General features: G+C 54.7%; 14 protein-coding genes. 10 read left to right on the forward strand and 4 right to left on the reverse strand.

Annotation, left to right across the window (positions count from 1 at the left end):
- The first annotated feature begins 147 nt into the window (after positions 1-147).
- The 6 genes from SH528x_RS23785 (at position 148) to SH528x_RS23810 (ending at position 13,267) form a co-directional block, all read left to right on the forward strand.
- On the forward strand, positions 148-2,634 hold the full coding sequence (locus tag SH528x_RS23785) for a DUF1549 domain-containing protein (protein ID WP_442505939.1): 2,487 nt from the start codon (positions 148-150) through the stop codon (positions 2,632-2,634).
- Between the two features lie 56 nt (positions 2,635-2,690).
- Entirely contained in the window at positions 2,691-5,426 is a 2,736-nt protein-coding gene (locus SH528x_RS23790) for a c-type cytochrome domain-containing protein (RefSeq protein ID WP_442505940.1), read from the forward strand.
- Between the two features lie 69 nt (positions 5,427-5,495).
- Entirely contained in the window at positions 5,496-6,809 is a 1,314-nt protein-coding gene (locus SH528x_RS23795) for a sulfatase family protein (RefSeq protein WP_442505941.1), read from the forward strand.
- Between the two features lie 313 nt (positions 6,810-7,122).
- Positions 7,123-8,688 carry an outer membrane protein assembly factor BamB family protein gene (locus SH528x_RS23800; protein WP_442505942.1) on the forward strand — a complete coding sequence of 522 codons (1,566 nt, stop codon included), beginning with the start codon at positions 7,123-7,125 and terminating at the stop codon, positions 8,686-8,688.
- Between the two features lie 723 nt (positions 8,689-9,411).
- A complete protein-coding gene (locus SH528x_RS23805; RefSeq protein ID WP_442505943.1) occupies positions 9,412-11,799 on the forward strand; it encodes a PSD1 and planctomycete cytochrome C domain-containing protein in 2,388 nt (795 codons plus the stop codon).
- Complete coding sequence (locus SH528x_RS23810; protein ID WP_442505944.1) at positions 11,792-13,267, forward strand: DUF1501 domain-containing protein; 1,476 nt, start codon at positions 11,792-11,794, stop codon at positions 13,265-13,267. The genes SH528x_RS23805 and SH528x_RS23810 overlap by 8 nt, the downstream gene beginning before the upstream one ends.
- A 337-nt stretch (positions 13,268-13,604) precedes the next feature.
- Here SH528x_RS23810 and SH528x_RS23815 read toward each other — a convergent pair whose 3' ends face one another.
- Entirely contained in the window at positions 13,605-13,808 is a 204-nt protein-coding gene (locus tag SH528x_RS23815; RefSeq protein WP_442505945.1) for a hypothetical protein, read from the reverse strand.
- 91 nt (positions 13,809-13,899) lie between these two features.
- Here SH528x_RS23815 and SH528x_RS23820 point away from each other — a divergent pair, with 91 nt between their 5' ends.
- From SH528x_RS23820 to SH528x_RS23835, 4 genes are all read left to right on the forward strand, one after another.
- Complete coding sequence (locus tag SH528x_RS23820) at positions 13,900-14,313, forward strand: GntR family transcriptional regulator (protein WP_442505946.1); 414 nt, start codon at positions 13,900-13,902, stop codon at positions 14,311-14,313.
- A 62-nt stretch (positions 14,314-14,375) separates the two neighbouring features.
- Positions 14,376-15,308, forward strand: coding sequence for an ABC transporter ATP-binding protein (locus SH528x_RS23825; protein ID WP_442505947.1), 933 nt, complete (start codon positions 14,376-14,378; stop codon positions 15,306-15,308).
- A 50-nt stretch (positions 15,309-15,358) separates the two neighbouring features.
- The gene (locus SH528x_RS23830; RefSeq protein WP_442505948.1) at positions 15,359-17,773 is read left to right on the forward strand and encodes a hypothetical protein; all 2,415 of its coding nucleotides are present in this window, start codon (positions 15,359-15,361) and stop codon (positions 17,771-17,773) included.
- A gap of 71 nt (positions 17,774-17,844) precedes the next feature.
- On the forward strand, positions 17,845-19,233 hold the full coding sequence (locus SH528x_RS23835) for a hypothetical protein (protein WP_442505949.1): 1,389 nt from the start codon (positions 17,845-17,847) through the stop codon (positions 19,231-19,233).
- Positions 19,234-20,187: 954 nt separating this feature from the next.
- Here the strand turns inward: SH528x_RS23835 and carA are convergent.
- The 3 genes from carA to SH528x_RS23850 form a co-directional block, all read right to left on the reverse strand.
- Positions 20,188-21,312, reverse strand: coding sequence for a glutamine-hydrolyzing carbamoyl-phosphate synthase small subunit (carA, locus tag SH528x_RS23840; protein ID WP_442505950.1), 1,125 nt, complete (start codon positions 21,310-21,312; stop codon positions 20,188-20,190).
- A 441-nt stretch (positions 21,313-21,753) separates the two neighbouring features.
- On the reverse strand, positions 21,754-23,538 hold the full coding sequence (locus tag SH528x_RS23845; protein ID WP_442505951.1) for a tetratricopeptide repeat protein: 1,785 nt from the start codon (positions 23,536-23,538) through the stop codon (positions 21,754-21,756).
- 150 nt (positions 23,539-23,688) lie between these two features.
- Positions 23,689-24,156, reverse strand: coding sequence for a hypothetical protein (locus SH528x_RS23850; protein WP_442505952.1), 468 nt, complete (start codon positions 24,154-24,156; stop codon positions 23,689-23,691).
- Between the last annotated feature and the right edge of the window lie 694 nt (positions 24,157-24,850).

Here is a 24,850-nt window from a genome sequence, read left to right on the forward strand (position 1 = left end):
CAGACGGCGGAAATCCACGCTCTGGCGAGCGTAGCTACGAAAGTAATAAACCGCACCTCCCGAGCGATCCACGACACGAATTTGTTCAAACGTTTAAACCGTCCCGACGGGCAACCAGCCAAGTTCACGAAAAGACCTATCACAACCATGATCATCCCGAATCGCTTGCACCTATTGCTGCTCGCTGCCGTGGTCTCGCAGAGCGCGGTCGGGGCCGATGACATCGCGGTGCTGCCGAAATCGTTTTCGCTCTCTGGCAGCGAAGCACGCCAACAATTGATGGTCGTCCACGTGTCAAATCTTGACGACGTGCCAGCGGCAATCATCGGCGACAACGTTCGATGGACGTCCAGCGATCCCGCTGTTGTGACGATCGACGACAGCGTGGCGATCGCTGCTGGTAACGGAACGACAACGATCACCGCACACGTTGGCGATGCGGTATCGACAACCGAAGTCACCGTCGCTGGGTTCGATGAACCTCACCACTGGAGTTTTCGCAACGACGTGCAATCGGTCCTTTCGCGTCTGGGCTGTAACACCGGTGCTTGCCACGGCGCGTTGGCAGGCAAGGGCGGATTCCGACTGTCGCTTCACGGTTACGACAGCCAATCTGACTTCGTCAGCATCACGCGAGAAGCGAGGGGAAGACGCGTTGAGTTGTCCGATCCGGGGCGAAGTTTGTTGGTCGCCAAACCAAGTGGTGCTTTGCCACACAAAGGGGGACTAAGGCTCGACACCGAGTCGCGAGATTATCGAGTGCTATCGTCTTGGATAGCCACGGGGGCTCGCGGACCCAGCGATGACGATGTGCGGCTCGAACGTATCACGGTGACACCCGCTGCGAGCATGCTTCGGACCGGTGATCGAACGCGGGTGCTCGTCAATGCACATTACAGCGATGGGCGTGTCGTCGACGTGACTCATTGGGCGGTCTTCTCGGCGACCGATGAAGCGATCGTCACTGTGAAGAATGACGGCATCGTCGACGTCGTCGGCAGTGGTGAAGGAGCGGTTTTGGTTTGGTTCGGCAGCAAAGTTGCGCTGGCGAGGATGACCGTTCCCTATCCGCATGAAATCGCTGGCGAAGTTTATACCGCCGCGCCACGCCGCAATTTCATTGACGAGCTGACCCTTACACAGCTAAAAACGCTGAACCTTCGCCCCTCGCCGCGATGTGATGACGAGACGTTTCTTCGTCGTGCAACTCTCGACACGATCGGCCGTTTGCCGAGTCTAAACGAACGGCAAATCTATCTAGCGGACTCTGCCATTGATCGGCGTGATCGGTTGATCGAACGTTTGCTTTCCAGCGACGACTATGTTGACTATTGGACCTATCGATGGTGTGACATCTTGCTCGTCAACGGCACGCGTTTGCGACCGATTGCGGTGAAAACTTATTACCAGTGGATCCGTAGCCAAGTCCAACAAAACAAACCGTGGGATCAGATCGTTCGCGAGATACTGACAGCATCGGGATTGAGTAACGAAAACGGTGCGACTAACTTTTACGCGCTGCATCAAACGCCCGAAGAGATGACGGAAAACGCCTGCCAAGCCTTTCTGGGTTTGTCGATCGGGTGTGCGAAGTGCCATAATCATCCGCTTGAAAAATGGAGCAACGACCAGTACTACGGCATGGCGAATCTGTTCGCTCGCGTGCGTGCCAAGGGCTGGGGCGGGGACAGTCGCAATGGGGACGGTATCCGCACGTTGTACGTGGCGACGTCCGGGGATCTGATCCAGCCCAATCGCGGCAAACCTCAACCGCCCGCTCCGCTGGATGCTCCGCCGCTTGATTTCGATGACCCATCGGACCGCCGTACCGTGCTTGCGGATTGGTTGACCGATCCATCGAATCCCTACTTCGCTCGCTCGATCACCAACCGTGTTTGGGCAAACTTTTTCGGGCGAGGGTTGGTCGAACAAGTGGATGATCTGCGATTGAGCAATCCCGCCAGCAACGAACCGCTGTTATCTGCGACGGCCCAATACGTGGTTCATGCAAAATTTGATTTGAAGAAGTTAGTGCGGGTGATTTTGCAAAGTGAAACCTATCAACGCAGCAGCGTTCCCCTGCCCGAAAATGAACTGGAACAAAAATATCTGAGTCGCTACTACCCTCGTCGCCTGATGGCCGAAGTCATGCTGGACGCGATTGATCAAACCTTGGAAACGTCGTCCCAGTTTGACCAAGTGGCGTTTCCTGGTGCGGACAAGCAAAAGACCGACTTTTATCCTGACGGGACCAAGGCGATTGAACTTTATGACTCCGCAGTCGCGTCGTATTTCCTCGACACGTTTGGTCGCAATCCACGCGAGATCACTTGCGAATGCGAACGCAGTGCCGAGCAGAGCATGGTTCAGGTACTGCATCTATCCAACGGTGAAACGCTGAACCCAAAACTGGAACAAGCGAACAATCGGATTGTAAAGCTGATCGCCGATGGGAAAACTCCGTCCGAAATGATTGAAACGTTATTCGTCGCTGCACTTTCGCGAACCCCATCACTCGATGAACGCGAACGATTGCTGAAGGTCGTTGGCGAATACGGCGACGACCTCAGCACGGCAATGCAGGATGTCGCCTGGAGCGTGTTGACGAGCACCGAATTCACCTTCAATCACTGATGGCTGCTAGACGCCTCATCCCACATGAAAAACTTCTCGCATCTCAAATGTTACCTATGCGTTTCCTGTTAATCCCCTTGTTGCTGATTGCCATTAACGTCACGGTCAATGCCGCCGAAGCGGTGGATTTTGTGACCGATGTGTCGCCCATTCTGAACAAATACTGCGTCGGCTGTCACAACGCGGACGATCACGAAGGCGGTTTGCGACTCGATGATCACGCGGCGATGTTGGTAGGGGGCGATACCGGTTTGGCAGTCACCGCCGGCGCGGCAGGTAGCAGCCGGATGTTGTTGATGACGATGGGCAAAATCGACCCCAAGATGCCGCCCGAAGACGAGCCAGGTCCGAGTGTCGATGAGATCGAGACGATTGCGGCTTGGATTGATCAAGGTGCCGTGGGGCCGGCGGGCGACATGCCGATCAAAATGTCGTTGCGAACGCCACAAATTGAACCCGATAAAGACTCACCACGTCCCGTCACCTCGATCGCGGTTTCAACGGACGGCAGTTTGCGTGCGCTCGCTCGCTTTTCATCGGTGCAGATTGTGCGTGCCGACGGAACGACAATCTCCGAGATCCATGGGTTGCCAGGAAAAGTCAATTCGCTTGAGTTTAGTCGCGATGCAAAACGCATTCTGGTTGCGACGGGGTTAACCGGAGCCTACGGTCGCTCCGCCATCTATCGCGTCGACGATGCAGGACTGGAATCCGAGATGCTCGGCCATCACGACGTGTTGTATTCGGCCGTCTTTTCCGCCGATGAAAAGTGGGTGGCGACTGCAGGCTACGACCGCGTGATCAAGTTGTGGGATCGCAGCACCGCAGAGGTCGTGCATGAATTGACCGGGCACAATGGAGCGATTTATGACTTGGCGTTTTCACGCGATTCAAAGGTACTGGCCAGTGCTAGCGCCGACGCCACGATCAAAATTTGGCATGTGGAAACGGGTAAACGCCTCGATACCCTCAGCCAGGGTGAGGACGAGATGTTGGCGGTCGACTTTACCGCCGACGGCAAATTCATTGTGGGCTGCGGTGCGGATAATCGATTGCGTGTTTGGCGACTTAAGAGTATCGATACGCCCGCAATTAATCCGCTCGTCATCACGCGGTTTGTCGACGACTCGCCATTGGTCGGTTTCGCGTTCGCAGCCGATTCGAATCATTTGGCAGTGCTTAGCCAATCGGGAAACGTAAAACTGCTTGACACCGTGTCATGGAAACAAGTCGCGTCACTCGAATCGGTGTCTGACACCGGGACCGATATCGCGTTCGATGCAGCATCCGATTCCGTGTTGATCTCGCTGATGAACGGTCAAGTTGTCAGCCGGACGTTGCCCCGTTCGACCGACAAACAAGTCCTTGCGGCGAAATCGGTCACGCCGGTCTACATGGATCTTGATGCACTCGTGGTACGCGGTGAATCGGAGGGCAAAACGCTTCCGCGTGGCGCTGAGGTCAGCGGTGTGATTTCTGCGGCGGGCGAATCCGACGTTTACGCTTGGGATGCCAATGCAGGCGAAGTATGGGCGATTGATGCAGACAAAATTGGAAATAGCCCGATCGATCCGATTGTCTCAATTTTGGACTCCGACGACCAAGCCGTGTTGCGAACCCGGTTGCATGCGGTTCGCGATTCCTATTTTACGTTTCGAGGTAAAGACAGCCTGCAGTCGAACGATTTCCGAGTCTTTAATTGGCAGGACATGAATTTGGGTGATTACTTCTATTCATCCGGAGAAGTCTCGCGATTGTGGAAACATCCTCGCGGTCCCGACTCTGGATTTGACACGTATCCAGGCGAAGGCCAGCGTTGGACTTATTTTGGGACGAGCGGAACAACGCACGCATTAGGCGAACCGGGCTACGTCGTCCGGCCGCTTGCCGGTGACGAAACCCCGATTGCAAATGGGTTGCCGGTGTTTGATGTTTATTATGAAAACGACGACGACCCAATGCGAATCGCGGGCAACGCCAGCCGATTATTGTTCACCGCGCCTCGCGATGGGACGTTCAAGGTTCGCATCACCGACACGCGAGGTGAGGGGGGCGAAGCGTTTCAATATCGGCTTGGTGTGCGTGCCGCGACCCCGAGTTTCCGCCCCTCGATCACCCAGATAAAGAGCCCTATTTTTAAAGGCACGGGACGCGAATTTATCGTTCGGGTGGACCGCATCGACGGCTTTGATGGCCCTGTTACGTTTACCCTCGATGGGTTACCGAAATTCGTGATTTCGAACTCGCCCATCGTGATCGAAGCCGGGCAACGATCGGCGGTCGGGACATTGTGGGTTCCCGAAACGATTTCTGACGAAGATATGGCCCAGTCGGGCGGCGAGTTGAGCGTCAATGTCGTTGCGACCGCAGATGTGCTGGGACGACATGTCGAACGCTCGGCGGGACAATTAAGCAAAATCAAGCTCGCCGACGGCCCCAGTGTGATTCCCAGTTTGCATCCTCTGGATCATGATGTGGCGGAAGATGAAACTTGGGTTTTGCAGGTCCGCCGTGGTGAAACCGTATCTGCTCGCGTTCGATTGAGACGCGAGGCGGGTTTTGGTAACGAGGTTTCTTTTGGCAAAGAAGACTCGGGACGAAACGCGACTCAAGGCGTTTACGTTGACAACATTGGGTTGAATGGTTTGCTGATTTTGGCGGGCAGTAACGAACGAGAATTCTTTCTGACCGCCGACCCCACCTCGGTGCCCGGACGCCGCACGTTCTTCTTGAACGCCAACGCCAATGGCGGCGTGACCACCCACCCGATCATCGTCGAAGTGTTACCGTAGAATACCGGCCACGTTTGGCCTTGTTCTCTCCCCCTCCCACTTTCCACTCTCCAAAAACTAGGATCGTTCATGCTCTCTCGTTTTGCATCTTTGCTTTTCTTCTCGCTCGTTTGCACCCTGTCATTTGCCCAACAGACTCGGCCCAATGTCGTGATGATTCTGTCGGACGACCAAGCATGGGGCGACTATTCGTTCATGGGGCACGACGCTATTGAGACGCCTCATCTTGATCAACTCGCTCGCGAAAGTTTGACGTTCACTCGTGGCTATGTGCCCAACAGTCTGTGTCGTCCGTCGCTTTCGACGATCATCACGGGGCTGTATCCGCATCAACATGGCGTCGTTGGCAATGACCCGCCGTGGGAAGGAATGAAAGAGGGCAAAAAACGTCCTAACCATACGCAACCGGAATACGTTAAGAACCGCGAAGCCTATCTATCGCATATCGACAACATGAAGACGCTGCCCGATTACTTGGCACCGCTGGGGTATCGATCGCTGCAAACCGGCAAATGGTGGGAAGGCAACTACAAGCGTGGTGGATTCAGCGAAGGGATGACGCAGGGCGATTTCAACAAAGATGGACGTCATGGTGACAAGGGATTGCAAATCGGACGCACCGGCATGGAACCAATCGATTCGTTTCTTGACAGCTGCAAAGAAAACGACGACCCGTTCTTCGTTTGGTACGCTCCGTTTTTGCCGCATACACCCCATAACCCACCGCAGCGGATTTTGGACAAGTACACTTCCAAAACCGACTCGTTGCCGATGGCCAAGTATTGGGCGATGTGTGAATGGTTTGATGAAACATGTGGTCAATTGCTGACAGCGCTCGACGAGCGAGGGCTCGCTGAAAATACGATCGTGATCTACGTGACCGATAATGGATGGATCAACGAACTCGACTCAAGCCGCTACGCACCTCGCAGCAAGCGAAGTCCCAACGAAGGCGGTACACGAACTCCGATCATGATCAAATGGCCAGGCCACGTCACGTCACAAATGGACAAAGAAACGTTGGCGTCGTCGATCGACCTCGTGCCCACCGTGTTGGCGGCGGTCGGCGTTGAAACCGAGCGAAATTTACCGGGCATCAACTTGTTAGACCAGAGCAAGCGTGAGTCACGTGATGAACTTTTTGGTGAGATCCTTGAGCACGATATTCAATCGATGGACGATCCGGCCGCGAGTTTACGCTACCGCTGGATGATCCAAGGCGATATGAAGTTGATCCTGCCGTCGGCACGCTTGAAAGGCGAAAAGCCGGAATTGTACAACCTCAAGAACGACCCGCACGAGAACAACGATCTCGCCGCGGCGAATCCCAAGATGGTCAAATCGATGACCGATGCGATCAACGCATGGTGGGACGCCGAGTAGTTCAGCAAACGCAGTGCCTTTGTTTTTTCGTTTGCACAGGCTTTTCTGTCACCTCTCCCAAACGCAGTTTGGGAGAGGTCGAGCAAGCCTTTAGCGATGCTCGGGTGAGGGCGACCGAGCAAGTCGTTGGCGGCGCGGCCTCCGTATCCACTTGAATGGCGGCGCCGTCCCAACCGGCACCCATCGCATCTATATCCACGGTTTTTATCGCTTGAACTTGAAATCGCGGCGAAACCCTGCTGGTTGGCTGAGGTTTAAAACCCTAGCCACCAGGGTCACGCAGTACCGTTCTACACTTATCTCAAGTTCATTTATGAAACGAAAACTTCTCGCGTCTCTTGTTCTCCTTGCTTGCAGTTCGACGTTATCGGCTGATGATTGGCTTCGTTTTCGCGGTCCCGACGGCTCGGGCGTCAGCCTGGACACCGAGCTGCTGCCGACACAGTGGTCCCCCAAAGCAAACGTGGCTTGGAAGGCCGAACTTCCGGGGGCGGGGGTTTCGAGCCCAATCATCGTTGGCGACCGGGTTTTTGTGACATGCTACTCGGGGTACGGATTGAGCCGCGAGAATCCAGGGGAAATCAAAGACTTGGTGCGGCATCTGGTTTGCTACGACTTGAAAACCGGTGCCGAGCGTTGGAAAAAAGATGTCGCCGCAACATTGCCCGAAGACCCGTATGCTGGCGTCGGCGTCCCCGCACATGGTTACGCCTCGCACACTCCCGTCTCGGATGGCAAAAGCGTGTTTGCCTACTTTGGCAAGAGCGGAGTGCACGCTTACGACCTTGACGGCAAGGAACTGTGGAATGTGAATGTCGGCAAAGAGTCCGATCCTTGGGCGTGGGGTTCGGCGTCGAGTCCAATCGTTTTCAAAGACACATTGATCGTGACCGCGTCGGCGGAAAGCCAAGCGATTGTGGGGCTGGACAAAGCGACGGGCAAAGAGTTGTGGCGACAAGAAGCATCGGGGCTCGATGGGATGTGGGGAACCCCCGCCTTGGTGAAGCTTGACGATTCACGAACGGACCTTGTCATGAGCGTGGCAAAAGAGGTTTGGGGCCTCGATCCTAACAACGGGAAATTGCGTTGGTACAGTGCCGCGACAGGAGCCGATCAGGCTCAATCCAGTATCATCACCGATGGTCAAGTGGCGTTCGCATTCACCGGTCGCGGCGGCGGCAGTGTGGCAGTGAAAATCGGCGGAACCGGTGAGACAACCGATGATGCGATCCTATGGAGCGGTAGTGAATCATCGCGATTTGCGTCGCCAATTCAATTCAAGTCGCGGCTGTATTTGATCTCCAACGGAGTTGTCACGATCATGGACGCGAAGTCGGGTGACAAGATTGATCAAGTGCGACTCGAAGGGGCGGTTCGTGGCGGTGGCGGGTTTGGCTCGCTCGATTATCCTTCGCCTGTGATTGCGGGTGACACGATGTATTACCTCAACGGCTCGGGGCAAATGTTCGTGTTCGAGCTCGGTGAGGAACCGAAGCAAATCAGTGTTAACCGCGTTACAGCGGATGCGGAATCGTTCGGCGGCACTCCAGCAATCAGCGACGGACGCATGATTCTGCGCAGTGACAAACATCTGTACTGTGTGATGGACGAGGGAGATACAGTGAATCCCGCGGACAACATGATCGCAAAATCCGAAGTGGCAGAGGAAGCGGGAGGTCGTGGAGGCTTCGGTGGTGGACGGCCTGGTGGCGGCGAAGGTGGTCGTCCTGGTGGATTCCGTGGCGGAGGTGGTGATCGACCTGGCGGTTTCGGAGGCGGCGACCGACGTCCCGGCGGTGGTGGAGGTGGCGGTTTCGGTCGCGGTCAACGCGAAGACAATCGCCCCAAACGACCCCAACGCCCCGAAATGGACAAATAGGTTTGTGACGAAGGTAGACCGTAACGCAGCGATAGCGGAGTTCCGACATCGAGCAATTCACCCTCCCGGCGTTCGCCTGGAGGGTCGGAAAACAAGCCTTCAGCGAGTTTTCCGGGGAGGGCTTCGCAGCAGCTAAATTCCACCGTCTATTTCTAACACCCCGAGGCCCCACCCAGAACTTGCTCCGCTCGCTCTGACCTCCCCAAAACAAGTTTTGGGGAGGTGAATCGCGGCGCCGAATTCACCCTCCCGGCGAAGCCGGGAGGGTCGGAAAACAAGCCTTCAGCGCGTTTTCTGGGGAGGGCCTCGCAGCAGCTAAATTGCACCGTCTATTTCTAACACCCCGAGGCCCCACCGGTGAACTTGCTTCGCTCGTCTTCACCTCCCCAAAACGAGTTTTGGGGAGGTGAAGAATTGGCATGGCGGCTTGAGTGAATCCACCATCACTCTCGCATCCTGCCGGGTCTGCGTCGCTACCGCGACTTGAACCGGCCTACATCAATCTCTTGTCCACGTTCAAACGCGATGCCCGCCAACGGCTTGGAAAGCCGAGCGACAATAGGTGGCCGAATCGAAACGCTGGCGGTGACAGCCAAAAATTGTCCGCTTGGACTTGGTTGCTTTTCATTTCACCTTGCGTTGGCCAATTGCTCTACAATGAGGTGCGATACAGCGTTCATGCTGGATCATCCCCTACCTTAAATTCCCCGCTGAGAAACTCGCATGATCGACCTCAAAAGTCGATGTGATTCCGCCTCTTTGTTGCTTGCCGTTGTCTGCATGTTGACCTGCCCGTCGGCACTGGCCGCCGACGTGACGCCCGCAGAGGTCGATTTCAATCGAGATGTCAGACCGATCCTGGCGGAGAACTGCTACGCTTGCCATGGTTTTGATGAGGCCGCACGTGAGGCGGACCTACGTCTGGATACGTTTGCAGGTGCGATCGGAGACGATGGTGGCATCTCGGCAATCGTACCAGGCCAGCCGGATGAAAGTGAGCTCGTCACTCGGGTTCTCTCCCGCGACGCCGACGACATTATGCCGCCTCAGGATTCGGGAAAGCAACTTACGTCCGCTCAAAAAGAGACACTCCAGCGATGGGTCGAACAAGGTGCAATATACGATACCCACTGGGCGTTTGTACCGCCGCAACGCACGCCCCCCCCAGAAGTAAATTTGGCCAACGGGAATGCGGCGACTCATCCCATCGATCGATTTATCCAATCACGATTAGCACGCGAGGGATTGAGTCCTTCGCCACGTGCCGACAACGCCACCCTGATCCGGCGACTTAGTTTGGATCTGATTGGTTTGCCTCCTACGCCCCTGGAAATTGATGCGTTTCAAAGGGCCGCGTCTGTGGATGCAGCGGAAGCCTATCGTGATTTGGTCGAGCGATTGCTGGCCAGCCCGCACTATGGCGAACGATGGGGGCTGTGGTGGCTTGACCAAGCCCGTTACGCCGACAGCAACGGTTATTCGATCGATGGACCGAGATCGATTTGGAAATATCGTGATTGGGTGGTCGAAGCGATGAACAACGACATGCGCTTTGACACATTCACAATCGAGCAATTGGCAGGCGATCTTTTGCCCGAGGCAACCGAAAGCCAGAAAGTGGCAACGGGATTTCACCGCAATACACAAATCAATCAGGAGGGCGGAATCGACAAAGAGCAATTCCGCATCGACAGCGTGTTCGACCGTGTGGCAACCACGGGCACGGTGTGGTTGGGGCTCACGATTGGGTGTGCCCAGTGCCACGATCATAAGTTCGACCCGATCACTCAAGTCGAATACTATCGCATGTTCGCGTTCCTGAATGATCAGGACGAACCGTCGATGAAGGTCTACGCAAACGACGCTGCAAACCTCACCGCCCAATGGGATGCCGCGAAAAAAGACTTGTCCGACTACTTGGACGATCATGCCGAGGAAATCGACCACTGGACGAGCAGCGTTTCCGAAACGTCGAAAAAGGATCTCGCCTCCGATGTTCAAAAAGCTTTGGATACGAAACCTGGCAAGCGAAGTATCGACCACAAGCGGATCTTGTTGGCTGCAGCACAAGCGGCACGTGGTAGCGAAACTAGCGACAAGCGTTTTGAACAATTGACGGCGCAATACATATCAGCCGACGAAGCAATGAAGCGGGTACCCACGACGTTGGTGATGCAAGAACGGCGGACGCCACGCACCACTCACGTTTTTGTGAAAGGGGATTTTACGCGGCCTGCCGCCGAGGTGACGCCGGGTACGCCTGCGATTCTGCATCCGCTCGAAAGTGCATCGGAACGACCGAACCGGCTTGATTTGGCAAATTGGATCACTAGTCCCCAAAATCCGCTGACGGCTCGCGTGATCATCAACCGCGTTTGGCAGCACTATTTTGGTCGAGCCTTGTGCGAAATCGAAAATGACTTCGGACTGCAAGGATCGCTGCCCTCGCACCCTGAGTTGTTGGATTGGTTGGCAGTTGAATTTGTCGAGCAGGGATGGAGTTTAAAAGAAATGCATCGCCGAATCGTCAGCTCCCATGCCTATCAACAGACGTCGCGACTGAATCCAGATTTGCAAGCGAAAGACCCTGAAAACTATCTGTTAGGGCGGCAACGACGATTAAGATTGGATGCGGAGATCATCCGCGATGTATCGCTGACGGCCAGCGGACTGTTGTCACCCCAACTGGGCGGTCCGCCCGTGCATCCTCCGATCCCTGATGGCGTGATGAACCAAGGGCAAGTGCGGCGATCGTGGAATACGAGCAGCGGCGAAGACCGCTATCGACGAGGGATTTACACCTTTCGTTTTCGCGCCACCCCGCCGCCATCGCTAAACGTGTTTGATGCACCCGAGGGATTGAGCAGCTGTACTCGCCGGCTTCGCAGCAATACACCGCTGCAAGCACTGACGTTGCTGAATGACCCGGCGCATGTTGAGTTTGCAGAGGCGTTAGAAAATATCATTGTTCGCGATGGATTAGAAACCGCCTTTCGCCGCTGTACCTCGCGGATGCCGACTGCAGATGAAATGGCGATCTTAGGACAACTCGATTCGTTCACCGCGGCGAGAGCGATGTTGAACCTCGACGAAACGATCACCCGTGAATAAAGGCAATACGATGGATCCCCAAGGCATGAACGCCGCAGCCCTCAACGAGACAACTCGCCGCCATTTCTTTAGCCGCTGCACGATGGGCGTGGGCACGATGGCGCTATCGTCGTTGATGGCCGAACGTGCGTCCGCGGCACCGGCCTCTGCATCCAATCCGATGCAGCCCAAACCGCCCCATTTTCCCGCCAAAGCGAAGAACGTCATCTTCTTGTTTATGGCGGGAGGCCCTTCGCAATTAGAGACGTTCGAATACAAGCCCAAACTGACCGAGTGGAACGGGAAACCGATCCCCCAAAGTTTCGTCGAAGGGAAACGATTCGCGTTTATGGACAGCAGCCACCGCAGCAATCTGCTGGGCACGACACGGACGTTTAGACGTTATGGAAAAAGCGGGGCTTGGGTTAGCGATCTGTTACCCCATACGGCAAAGATCGTCGATGAACTGAGCATCGTAAAAACCTGCAAAACGGATCTGTTCAACCATGCTCCGGCCAAATTTTTCATGAACACGGGAAGTGGCCAATTCGGTCGGCCGAGTATGGGGTCCTGGGTGACGTACGGGTTGGGTAGCGAATGTGATGACCTGCCCGGATTCATGGTCTTGCAAAGCGGCCCGCGAGGACCACGTGGCGGCGCCGTGCTGTGGGGCAGTGGAGTGTTGCCCACGACATACCAAGGCGTGCCGCTGCGAAGCCAAGGCGACCCAATTTTGAATCTTTCCACACCGCCATCAGTCCGCCAGACCAAGCAGCGAGAATTGGTGGATGCGGTGCGAGAGCTAAACCTGAAGCGATTGGTCGAGACCGGCGACCAAGAGATTGCCACGCGGATCAATGCGTACGAGCTGGCGTATCGGATGCAAAGTTCTGCACCCGAATTGATGGATACCGCGGGCGAAAGCCCCGAGACGCTCGCGATGTACGGAATCAAGGATCCCAATGAATCGAGTTATGCGAGGAACTGTCTACTGGCTCGTCGTTTGGTCGAACGTGGAGTGCGGTTCATTCAGCTGTACCACACAAACTGGGATCATCATGGCGGCCCCACCGAGAATTTGCAAAAACATTTGCCGGAAATATGCAAAGAGGTCGATCAAGCCTCCGCCGCTCTGGTGATGGATTTGAAGCGTCGTGGTTTACTGGAAGATACGATCGTGATTTGGGGCGGCGAGTTTGGCCGCACTCCGATGGGCGAAGTCCGCGAGAACACCGGCCGCAATCATCATATCGACGCGTTCACAATGTGGTTTGCCGGTGGAGGATTCAAGCCAGGGCAAGTGTACGGGGAAACCGATGAATTTGGATTTGGTCCGACTGAAAATCCGGTGCATGTTCATGATTTGCACGCCACGCTGCTTCACCAACTCGGTCTCGATCACCAGCGGCTATCGGTGCGATTTCAAGGCCTCGATTTCCGGCTCACCGGCGTCGATCCCGCCCACGTGGTCAAAGACCTGTTGGCGTAAAGAGAGTGATTTGTAGGCACGTAAGCCGGAACGCAGCAGAGCGAAGTTCCGGCATCGAGGGATTTACCCTCCCGGCTCCGCCGGGAGGGTCGGGAAGCGAGCCTTCAGCAAGCTTTCCGGGGAGGGTTACGTGGCAGCTATATTGCACAGTCCAACTCTAACACTCCGGGGCCCCACCCAGAGCCTGCTCCGCTCGCTCTGACCTCCCCCAAACAAGTTTCGGGGAGGTGAAGAGTCGGCACGGCAGCCGGAATGAATTCACGATCACACTCGCAACTGCCGAAAGTCTTCGCGACTTTCGCTACGGCCACACTGCTTCCGGGTCTACGTCGCTCTCTTATCCACGATCAAACGCGATGCCCGCCAACGGCTTGGAAAGCCGAGCGACAATAGTAGGCCGGACCGCAGCGGAGCGGAGTTTCGGAATTGCGTCTGGAATGAATTCACCATCACGCTCGCGGCTGCCGAAAGTCTTCGCGACTTTCGCTACGGCAGCACACTGCTGCTGGATCAGCGTCGCTGTGGCGACTTGATCCGGCAACAAAAAACTTTGAAAAACTTGATTGACTTCAGACAGCCACCACCTTACTATCAAGCTAGTACACTACAACGCTAGATATGTGGCAGTCGCTATGTTTTTCACGGTTGATCCGTCCAGCGGCGTGGCGATCTATTTACAGATCGTTCGTCAAATCAAATTCGCCATCGCCGAGCAGACGCTGCGGCCAGGCCAGTTGTTGCCAAGCGTTCGCGTCTTGAGCCAGCAATTGACGGTGAATCCCAATACCGTTTCGCGAGCCTTTGGCGAGCTGCAATCCGAAGGCATCATCGAGACGCTCAGAGGACGAGGCGTGATCGTTTGCAACGGCGCCGTCGATCAATGCCGGAAACAACGCAAAACGATCATTGCCGATCGTATCGTCGGGGTGTTGACCGAAGCACTGCATGGCGGCTTATCGGCCGACGAGATCCGAGCGATTGTCGACAAGAAACTGGTCGTGCTCGAGCGTACCGTCAACACCGTTTCAAACGAGGCACCTGATTAATCAGTGCGATCTTCGCCGAAAAATTCTTTGCCAGACTGTCTATCCTTGGAAACGCCCTCATTATGAATGACGTCATCACTGCCAACCAATTAACGATGCACTTTCGCTCTTGCGATGCCCTCCGCGGTGTCGACTTTGCGATCAAACCGGGAACCGTGTTTGCACTGCTCGGGGAAAACGGCGCGGGCAAGACAACGTTGATCCGAATCTTGACTGGGTTTCAGAAGCCGACCTCGGGTTCATGCCGCGTGTGTGACGTCGATCCCACGTCGCAGCCACTGGAAGTACGCCGCAAAATTGGCTACGTCTCCGATGCTCCCGCCCTGTACGACTGGATGAGTGTTGCGGAGATTGGATGGTTCGCCGCGTCGATTTACGGAGGCGACTTTCATCCAACGTATTTGGATTCGATTCGCCGATACGAGCTGCCTGCAGACCGAAAAATTCGTCATCTGAGTAAAGGCCAACGTGCGAAAGTTGCCCTTTCGTTGGCGATCGCCCATGATCCTGAACTGCTAATCTTGGACGAGCCCACCTCGGGACTGGACCCGATGGTTCGCCGTGATTTCTTAGAAAGCATGATCGATCGAGCTGCATCGGGGCGAACGGTTTTCTTGTCGAGTCATCAGATCAGCGAAGTCGAGCGTGTCGCTGACACGATTGCGATTTTGCATGAAGGGCGGCTGCGGATCTGCTGCCCGCTGAGTGAACTGAAGGACTCGGTTGTCGAATTGACGATCAGCCTGGACGATCCATTAGTCACGGTACCAACGTTACCCGATCCCGCCGAAGTGATACGCGAAGAAACGTACGGCCGCCAGCACCGGGTTGTGGTGCGACATTATCAGTCTGACATGCACGCCGTGCTCACATCGGCCCCAGGCGTGGCGGGCGTTTCCGAGCGAGACTTGTCGCTCGAAGAAATTTTCATCGCTTACACCGACGGCTCGAGCCCGAGTCGCAATCAAGAAAATCCGGCAAAGTCAATGGTCTAGTCCGCACCAATAAACGCTTCTGCGACACGCACCCCATATCTCTACCATCCATGATGAACGCGACCCTGATGAACGTGAACCGCGACATGATCCGAGGATTGTACTGGAAGGAAACTCGGCAACTGTTACCGCTTGTTTTTATCTTGGTAGCAGTGGGCGTGTTTTTGATGATGATTTGGGGAATTTCCCAAGACGCTCGAAATCCGATGGCCGACTATGCGCGGTCGCTACCGTTAGTTCTGCCCGCCTTGTTCGCTGCAGGAGCGGGGGCGTTGGTGGTAGGACAAGAAAAAGAACAACGCACGTTGTGGTGGTTGATCTCGATGCCCGTTGTACCGAAACAACTGATTGGGATCAAATTCGCGGTAGGGTTGATCGGGTTGGCGGTGATGTGGGTGATTTGCTGGATCTTGTTTTGGATCGTGCAATACAGCGACGGCGGCCCAAGTCGATCGCTGCTTCCGTATCTAACCTTTCCCGGAGTCGCAGACTATATCTTCTTGCACCTGCATTCGGTGTTCTTGTTGGCATGCGGTTTCTATACCGCATGGCGTTTGAAAAGCACGTTTGCAAGTTTGATTGCGATCCTGCCATTGGCTTGCATCCCTTTTGTGTTGCAATCGCTTGGTTATGCATTCCGAAGGGAATGGGCTGGGCAACGACTGATCGATCCCCAGAGCGCCAACGTGGTATCGATTGGGACAACCTCGGTTGCGATCTTGATCATGACGTGGATGGCGTATCGAGCGGCTCAAAGAACACTGGCCCCGCGAGATCCGATCTTAGTTGAATCGTTTTCGAAGACCATCTCACGTGTGACGTCATCTCCCAAAGCGAAGGCCAACGCGGCTCGGACTCCGTATCGATTTGTGTTCAGTTCGCTGGTGTGGCAATCGGTCTATCACAACCGCATCACGCTGCTTGCGATTGTCTTGCTGATGATCGCAGGCACGGTTGCGGGTGTGTTTTCAATGACACGAGCGACTCAATCATCTCCGGACTTTACTTTTCTAGTTTTGGTTGCGGCCGCAGGGTTTGTCGGCGTTTCATGGCTAGGAGTGTTCGCGTTCACCGGAGACGGCAGTGCCACGCGACTGCGATTTCTTGCGGATCGTGGTGTCTCGCCGACCGTGGCGTGGTTGGGGCGACACTCGATCGGTGTTTGGATTGTGTCGGTCATCCTGCTGTTGCACACCGCACTTTTGTATGGCGTTGTCATTCGTTGGAAAGAGGATGTCGGACCGCTGCCGTCGACCGCAATGGTAGCGCTGTTGGTTTTTGTTATCTACGGTGTATCCCAATGGATCAGCCAGTTGACTCGGCTGTTGGCGGTGTCTGCTGTTCTATCCCCGATCGTATCGATAGCCGCCGCGTACTGGCTGGGCTACTGTGCCGTTCTATACAACGCACCTCTCTGGCTAATCTTGTTATGCGGAACGTTTCCCTATTTGGCAAGCTGGCTACAGATGCGACGCTTCATGGATGAGATTCGCGGCCCCTTCGTATGGACAATCTCCGTGCTGGCGGTCGTGTTGTTTGTGTGGATACCGATGATTCCAATGCAAATTGAAATTGCTCGATTTCCGCGAATGTCGCCAGAGCGTCGAGCAAATTTGCTGGCTCAAGCCAAAGCCGTTGACAATGTATATGGTTACGTGAGCCCCATCGTGCTCGCTCCACAGCCAGGTGATCGCAACCAGAGTTACTCTACTGAGCAAGATCGAAGTCCGCTGGAGTTCTTCGAGCAAAGATCGTTCTCACCGAGTGATGCAATTTTGATCGCGGAAGTCCCGCCTGGTCACGACGGTGCAGCGAGCATGGACCAGCACACCCTGACTTTGATCCTGTCTTTGGCCACCTACGCAAAACTAGAGTTTGATTCGAGCGAAAAATCCCCTGAGGCGATTGATATGATTGGCGACTGGTTTCGCGTGTTTACGACGATCGTAGAGCGTTTGCGAAACAGTGAGCGAGTGCAAGATCAAGACTTTGCCGACCGAGTGGAGATTTGGTTGAGCGATGCGATCAAATCGGATGCGATCGAATCGTTGCATGAGAGAGACTTCGTCAGGCATGCAAAGCGATTGTTGGCGGATCGAACAGGCCGTTACGAATCCCGCCGCAGAGCGGTGTTGAAATCTTGGGCAAAGCCAAAGTCTGCGATCGATGGGCTCGGAGGCTACTCGCTCTCCTTTTGGGCCGAAGATATGTCGTCCGTCAAACGCGCCGCGGTGGCTAAGTTTTTCGTGGATGCGGTTGCCGATGCCGCGCTGCGAATGCTCGAGGCGGGAGAGGCTGGCGAATCGACAGAACCGATGCGGCGTGAACTACACGGATTGCTGATTGGCCAAAACGTGCAATTCGAAGATGGACCGTATTCAGATCGAATTCGCAACCATCCAATCGATAACCAATTTTTTCCAGCTAGCCAGTGGTATGCGGCCTGGGAAGAGGAAGTTGAGTGAGGAGTTGGGAGTTCGCTTGCTGCTCAATGGCAACCGTTAATTTGTAACGAATGATGATGGACGAGAATCGAATGATGAATTTCAAACCTTCCCGCGAGCGGAGTTTGTACTTATTGCTTGCGACACCGGTTATCGCGCTGCTAGGTGTGTTTGTGCTGGGTGTCAAAATTGAACGGGATGCGGCGGCCAGCGTCAAAGCATCTCTGGCAAGATTGACAAGCGAAGGGGAACCGATTGGCAACCACACGCTCGCTCAGTGGATGGATAACAATACATCCCAAGAAACGACCACTCAATGGCGCGATATTCTGGTTGCGACTAATGGGCTTAGCGTCCGGTTCAGCGACTTGCTGCCGCTTGACGACGAGCACGAACTTGCCCCGAGCCAACCGCAGGATGACGCGGACATCTTGCAACGTTATGCGCAGCAGGCGCAGCCGATCATCGAAGCCATCGGGCAGATCCAGGCTCAGCCCGAGCCCGCTTGGCAACCCGTTGTATTCAATGGGTTTGGCACTTTGCTTCCTGATTTGCAAGGGTCACGATCGATCATCTATTTACTGTCTTTTGAGTTTCGTGTGGCCATCGATCAACGCGACCCTTCACGGGCCATCCATGCACTGGAGCTGATACTGAAAGTCGCTGACGCGTACGATTGGCAAATCGGGTTTGTGTCCGACTTCGTTTACTTTGCTGCGGTGAACAGACACCGAGATCAGATTCGCGAATCGCTTGCCATTGATTTCTGGGACGATGAGGAGCAATTGCTACAGCTGCGTGGTCAAGTGAACCGTCCGCATGATCTGCGTGATCGCTTGGCTAAAGCCGTCGCTACGGAGAGAGCGTATCAGCTGGCTGAATTTGGCATCACAAACGCAGGTCCAAACTACTTCGAAAGAGAATCGGGATTCGAGATCTTTCCGTTGGGGGTGACTGCCACCACGGGCCAATCGATGCTCGCGCGATATGAGCAATGGAAAGACATCGACACGACAACCGCGTTTGATAAATGGCCTGCCAGTGACATTTCGAACCACGAGAATGATGACTTCGGGACGTTCAGCATCCTGGGGATCCCGATTGCCAACACGGCCGCATTCCTCGAGCCGTTTTACACAAATGAAGGCTATATAGCATCTACGCTCTATCGCTTTGAATTAAATCGACGCTGGACCTTAACCGCCGTCGCCATCAAGCTTTTTAAGCTTCAGCACGATCGCTTTCCGAATGAGCTTAGCGAACTGAGCGAAATCGGGCTGACGAAATCGGACTGGATGGTCAACTCGAAGGAATCGTTTGGATACGAAGTGGGTGGACGCGATGAAGTCGCGTACCTGTGGAGTATCGATTTTGAAACAGCGAAGCGGGTTAACGGAGAGCCAGTGGTAGCGGCGGAACGTCCGGTAACTTCAGACGATCCTAATAAAAAGATCGACAAGTGGGTGACCGAGGTTCGCTAGATGCGTGGCGGCAACGGGGCGAAACTCCGGCACGTTTGGAATTTACCCTCCCAACTTGGAGGGTCGCACGCGATAGCGGGCGGGGAGGGCTGGTTGCACGGAGCTTGCACAGTCTAACTCTAACACCCTGAGGCCCCACCCAGAACTTGCTTCGCTTGTTCTGACCTCCCCAAAACAAGTTTCGGGGAGGTGAAGAATCGGCATGGGGGCTGGTGATGAATTCGCCATCAATCTCGCATCGATGTTCAAACCTGATGCCCGCCAACGGCTTGGAAAGCCGAGCGACATTGGTAGGCCGAAACGCAGCGAAGCGGAATTGCGGCATTCAGGAATTTACCCTCCCAACTGGAAGGGTCGACCGCGATAGCGGGCGGGGAGGGCTGGTGACACGGAACTTGCACAGTCTAACTCTAACACCCCGAGGCACCACACAGAATTTGCTTCGCTTGCTCTGACCTCCCCAAAACAAGTTTCGGGGAGGTGAAGAATCGGCATGGGGGCTGGTGATGAATTCGCCATCAATCTCGCATCGATGTTCAAACCTGATGCCCGCCAACGGCTTGGAAAGCCGAGCGACATTGGTAGGCCGGAACGCAGCGGAGCGAAACTCCGGCACGTTTGGAATTTACCCTCCCAACTGGGAGGGTCGACCGCGATAGCGGGCGGGGAGGGCTGGTGACACGGAACTTGAACCGTCTAACTCTAACACCCCGAGGCACCACACAGAATTTGCTTCGCTTGCTCTGACCTCCCAAAACAAGTTTCGGGGAGGTGAAGAATCGGCACGGCAGTGATAACGAATTCGCCATCAATCTCGCATCGATGTTCAAACGCGATGCCCGCCAACGGCTTGGAAAGCCGAGCGACAATGGTAGGCCGGGATGGATTCGCCATCACGCTCGCTTCTGCCGAAAGTCTTGGCGACTTTCGCTACGGCGTACGGCACTACATCGCCTACTTGGCGATTTGCTTTTCGAATCGCTCGAACAGATAGTGGCTGTCGTGAGGTCCTGAGGCGGCTTCGGGGTGGTATTGCACTCCGAAAGCAGCGTGCTCGCGATGCCGCACGCCAGCGACAGTATCGTCATTCAAGTTGCGGTGGGTGACTTCCAAACAATCGGGCAGCGATTTTTCGTCGACCGCGAAACCGTGATTCTGAGTCGTGATCTCGACTTTGTTGGTTTGAATGTCAAATACTGGCTGATTCACACCACGATGTCCAAATTTCAATTTGAACGTCTTTGCGCCACAGGCCAACGAGAGAAGTTGATGGCCGAGGCAGATTCCGAAAATGGGAACTTGGCCCAACAGTTCACGGATCGTGTTATGGGCGTACTGGAGCGGTTCAGGATCGCCAGGTCCGTTGGACATAAAAATGCCGTCGGGATTGTTTTTCATGATCTCGTCGGCGGACGTGTCACCAGGGACAATCGTGACTTGGTTTCCACGCGAAGCGAAGTGACGCGGGATGTTCCACTTCATGCCAAAGTCCATGCACACGACATGCGCCCCACTGTTGGTTCGCTCGTGTTTGCCGACTTCCGTTTCGGTCCAATCGTCCAGTTTTTGATCCCATGCCACCGCCTTGGTGGGCATTACTTCGCGAACGATATCGCGGCCGACCAATCCCTGCGACGCTTTGGCCTTGTTGACCAAGCTTTCGTCATTCAGATCGCTGGTCGACAAAATTCCTCGCATCGCTCCGGTCGTACGAATTCGGCGAACGAGTGCTCGCGTATCGATACCGGTCAGCCCGAGGATGTTGTGTTTTTGCAGGTACGATTGCAGATCGCCCTCGGCCCGATAGTTACTGAAGATTCGACTATCCGAGCGAACAATGAAACCGGACAGCGACGGCGACTCGTGCTCGACGTCGATTGAGTTGACACCGTAATTTCCGATTTCGGGATACGTCATCGTAACAATTTGACCGCGGTAACTTGGGTCGGTCAAAATTTCTTGGTAGCCCGTCATCGCCGTATTGAAGACGACTTCCCCAGTCACCTCCCCTTCGGCACCAAACGCGTGTCCTTCGTAAACGGTACCATCTTCGAGCGCAAGTTTCGCTGGTTTGGGCATATCAGAAGCTGAGTGTTTTTGGTTAAGGGAACAAAATTCCGATAGCCATAGAATAGACACTCCATGGAAATTTGACGAGGCGGGGTGCACCGCTGTCGCAGACTAGTTGCGACATCCACACCGCAAGGGCGCGTTAGTGTATTGCCGAAGCTCAAGTTGATGGTAGCGGGACTCGCGAGAGAGTTTCGGACGCTGGGCGAATACGACGAAAAGTTTGACGAATTTTGCCACGACCACCCAATATTTTCTGCTCTAACAATGCGATAGCGTGGGGGGGCTGCAACACTTCGAAATGTCAATTTTGCATGACAGGGGTTTTGCCGCCTCCCCAACGCAAAAAGCCGCAATCCGAAGATTGCGGCTTGCGATAATATAAAAGTGAGCCAGCGGCCGTCCGATGACTTAGGTCACCGGCCAAGCACAGATCCTCGCGATCGATGCTCAAGTATCGATCAAATCTTCGGGTGATAAGATCGGCACTTTGTTTTCTTCGACTTCTTGCTTCTCACGCCAAGGCTTGTTGTTGCGGTAATTTTCGAGCTCTTGCTTTAGCTGGTTGATCTGGACACTCTCTTCATTTTCACCGAGCTCGACGTCCTTTTCACCGAGTTCGACAGCCTTGCTGCTCCATTGGATTGCTTTTTCGAAATCACCGCTTTCGGCGTAACCGGCGGCAAGCGTACTGAGAATATGAGCCTCTTTGAACTCGGTCAATTCGGCGGCTCGTTTTCCGTATTTGACTGCTCGCTCGCCGTCTCGCAGCTCGTCGTTGGGCGAAGTGGCCAGAACCCACGCCAAGTTATTGAGGATGCCAGGCAATTCCACGCTGTCTTCGTCCGCGACTTTGGCAGCACGCTCGTAGTCGGCCACAGCGTCGGCATGTTCGCCAACACTGAGCAGTGCGTCGGCACGGGACCGCAATACGGAAGCGTTTTTGGGATCACGATCCAAGACGGCCGAAAGCGTTTCGATGGCTTGCCGAGGTCGGTCGTCTCGCAGGTACAGATTCGCCAATTGCAATTGACGCATGATGCTGGTGGGATCCCGGTCGACCAATGATTTCATATCACTGATCGCATCGGCCATGCGGCCTTCTTCGACCGCAATCAACACACGCACAACAATCGTCTGTTCCGCGTCAGCGATTTGCGGGGCGATTCCCATGGCAGATTTAAGGTCTCGTTTAGCGGCACGAATGTCACCACGCGAAAGTGCGATCTCGGCTCGTTGCAATAACGAAATTGGGTCTTTCGGTTGCATCGCGAGTGCCTTGTTCAAGTCGGCAAACGCCTCGTCTTCTTTGCCTTGCATGCGATACAAGATTGCTCGCATGCGATACATTCCTTCGCTTGGTTTCGCTGCGAGCGTTTTGGTAATCAAATCGACCGCGTCATCAACGCGTTCAGCGTCGAGCAATTGTTGCACTGCGGCTTGCGCGACGACTTGATTGCCTGGATCGACGGCCAAAATCTTCTCTAGATCCGCCATCGCCCCATCGACGTCATCGCTTTGCATCCGTAAACCGGCTCGCGCCTGCAACGCTTCGATATTGGTCGAATCCGCTTCGATGGCCGAATTCAAATCCGCCATTTTCTTTTCGTCATCTTCTTGAGCGACCGCACGCAACACGTAGGCTCGGCTCTGCTGGATCGGTTCGTCCTTTAGCAATTCGATCGCCTTGGACGTCGCTTCCGCCATTTCATCGCGGTTTCCCTCAGGCAACAAATTCAGCTGAGCGATCATTAGATAGGCTTCGACGAGCGATTCATCACTCTTGGTTGCCTTGCGAAGAAATTCGAGTGCTTCATCGCGAATTTGCAACATGCGGCGCCCGCGAACTCGCTGCATCAACGCGACCAGTTGCTGACTGCGCTGAACCAGGACGCTGGCGAGCATTTTCTCGGCAAACGATTTATTCTCGTTGTTCAGTCCCTTTGCCAATGCGGATTCGAGCAACGTCGATACCGCAGCAAGTTGTTCGGGGGATTCCGCGTCGATTCGTTTGACTACGGCCTCGTCAAATTCCGATTTTCCGGCCCCGACAGCCGAATCCGTTTTCGCAGCGTCGGCTTTTCCAGCGTTACCGCTTTTGCCTTGCGTTGCGGTGATGTCATCCGCGACGGCCACTTCTTGCGCCACCAGTGTTGGGGCAAAGTCCCCCATCGAAAGCGTCAAGCTGACGAGAACAAAAGGGATCGCTATCCCCACTCGTTGCTGAAAAACCATCTATCGCAAATCCGTTATCCGAGGCTGATCGATGGTGAAGAAAAGCTCTTCACCCGTGCCCATTATGACGATATTTGCTCGGCTCGCGAAGACAGGCTCCGCCTACAGTCGCAGAAATCTTTAGAAATGCAGAAATCGTAGGCCAATCGCCTAAACCGCAACTTGTTCGTCACGTAATGCGTTGATTTCGTTTCTCAATTGCTCGTTCTCTGCTTTTAGCGAGTTCAGTTGCACTAGAACGATATTGAAATCGTCCGCGGCGGATAACCAAAAGTCACCGGTGCGGAACTTGATTGCCGAGATCGATTCGCCACCGGCCAAAGCAGCCAGTGCCGTACGCAGACGGTACATCGGTCCTGCGAAACGGTTGCTCATCACCAGTGTGTCACGCAAAAACACGGGTAATAGCACAAACATCACCATCACAATGGGTGCCTGGGCAACGATCGCGGATTGAAACGCTCCCCAGAACGGTTCATTGATGACAGCCGCAAAAACGCGGACACAGACGTTAATACAGATCAGACACATCAGAAAAATGGACCAGTGCCCTAAAACGCGGGCGGCGATGGACCACTGAACCTTCGGGTCAACCAGAAATCGAGTTCGCTTGGACATAGTGTTGTCAACAATTGAGACGTGGGTGTAATTCGGACGAACTGTCCAAAAACCCTGTTGTTCCCTCGCTTGCCTGAACATCGCCGCTAAGCAGGCGGTCAAGAGCCAAGCAGGGAAGCGAAAAGTTGTTTTGGATCGCCCCTTGGGTCCCTCAGGAGGCTGAACTGCTCCCCCCAAACGTTTTTGGGACCTTTTCACTCTAGCACTCAAATTCTGCTCAATTTGGCTAATGATTGTTTTCACTGCGGCAAATCGAGACTCGACCCGCTTTCGTCCCGCAAGGTCATCGTGATCGTTAAGACCCTCTCCAGAAGTAAGGAATCGCGAGCGTATCCGCTTTCAACACCGCACGTTGATGACGGATGGACCGATTAACCCAGTAGCAGCAATCGTCCGTAATCTCACAATCAATCCGAAGGTAGCTTCGGCTCTCCTACCCGCCACGCTGAATCGAGTTGGACATGTTCCGAATACTCGCACTAGCGGATTGGCGGGCATGAGTACCGAGTCTACGCATTACGATCAGATTGTGAGGCGACGTAGGACCTGTTCGGCAATCACTTCGCCCCATGTCGAAGCTCGCCTTTCACCTAGCCCATTGGTTCCGTGAACTGTTTGCGAAGCTGTGTCACGAGGGAGCAAAGTTATTTCCAAACAGATCCTAAGCACGGTCAGTCCCGCTGCCATTTTGCCG

The sequence above is a fragment of the Novipirellula methanifontis genome, assembly GCF_052161655.1.
Lineage (GTDB): Bacteria > Planctomycetota > Planctomycetia > Pirellulales > Pirellulaceae > Novipirellula.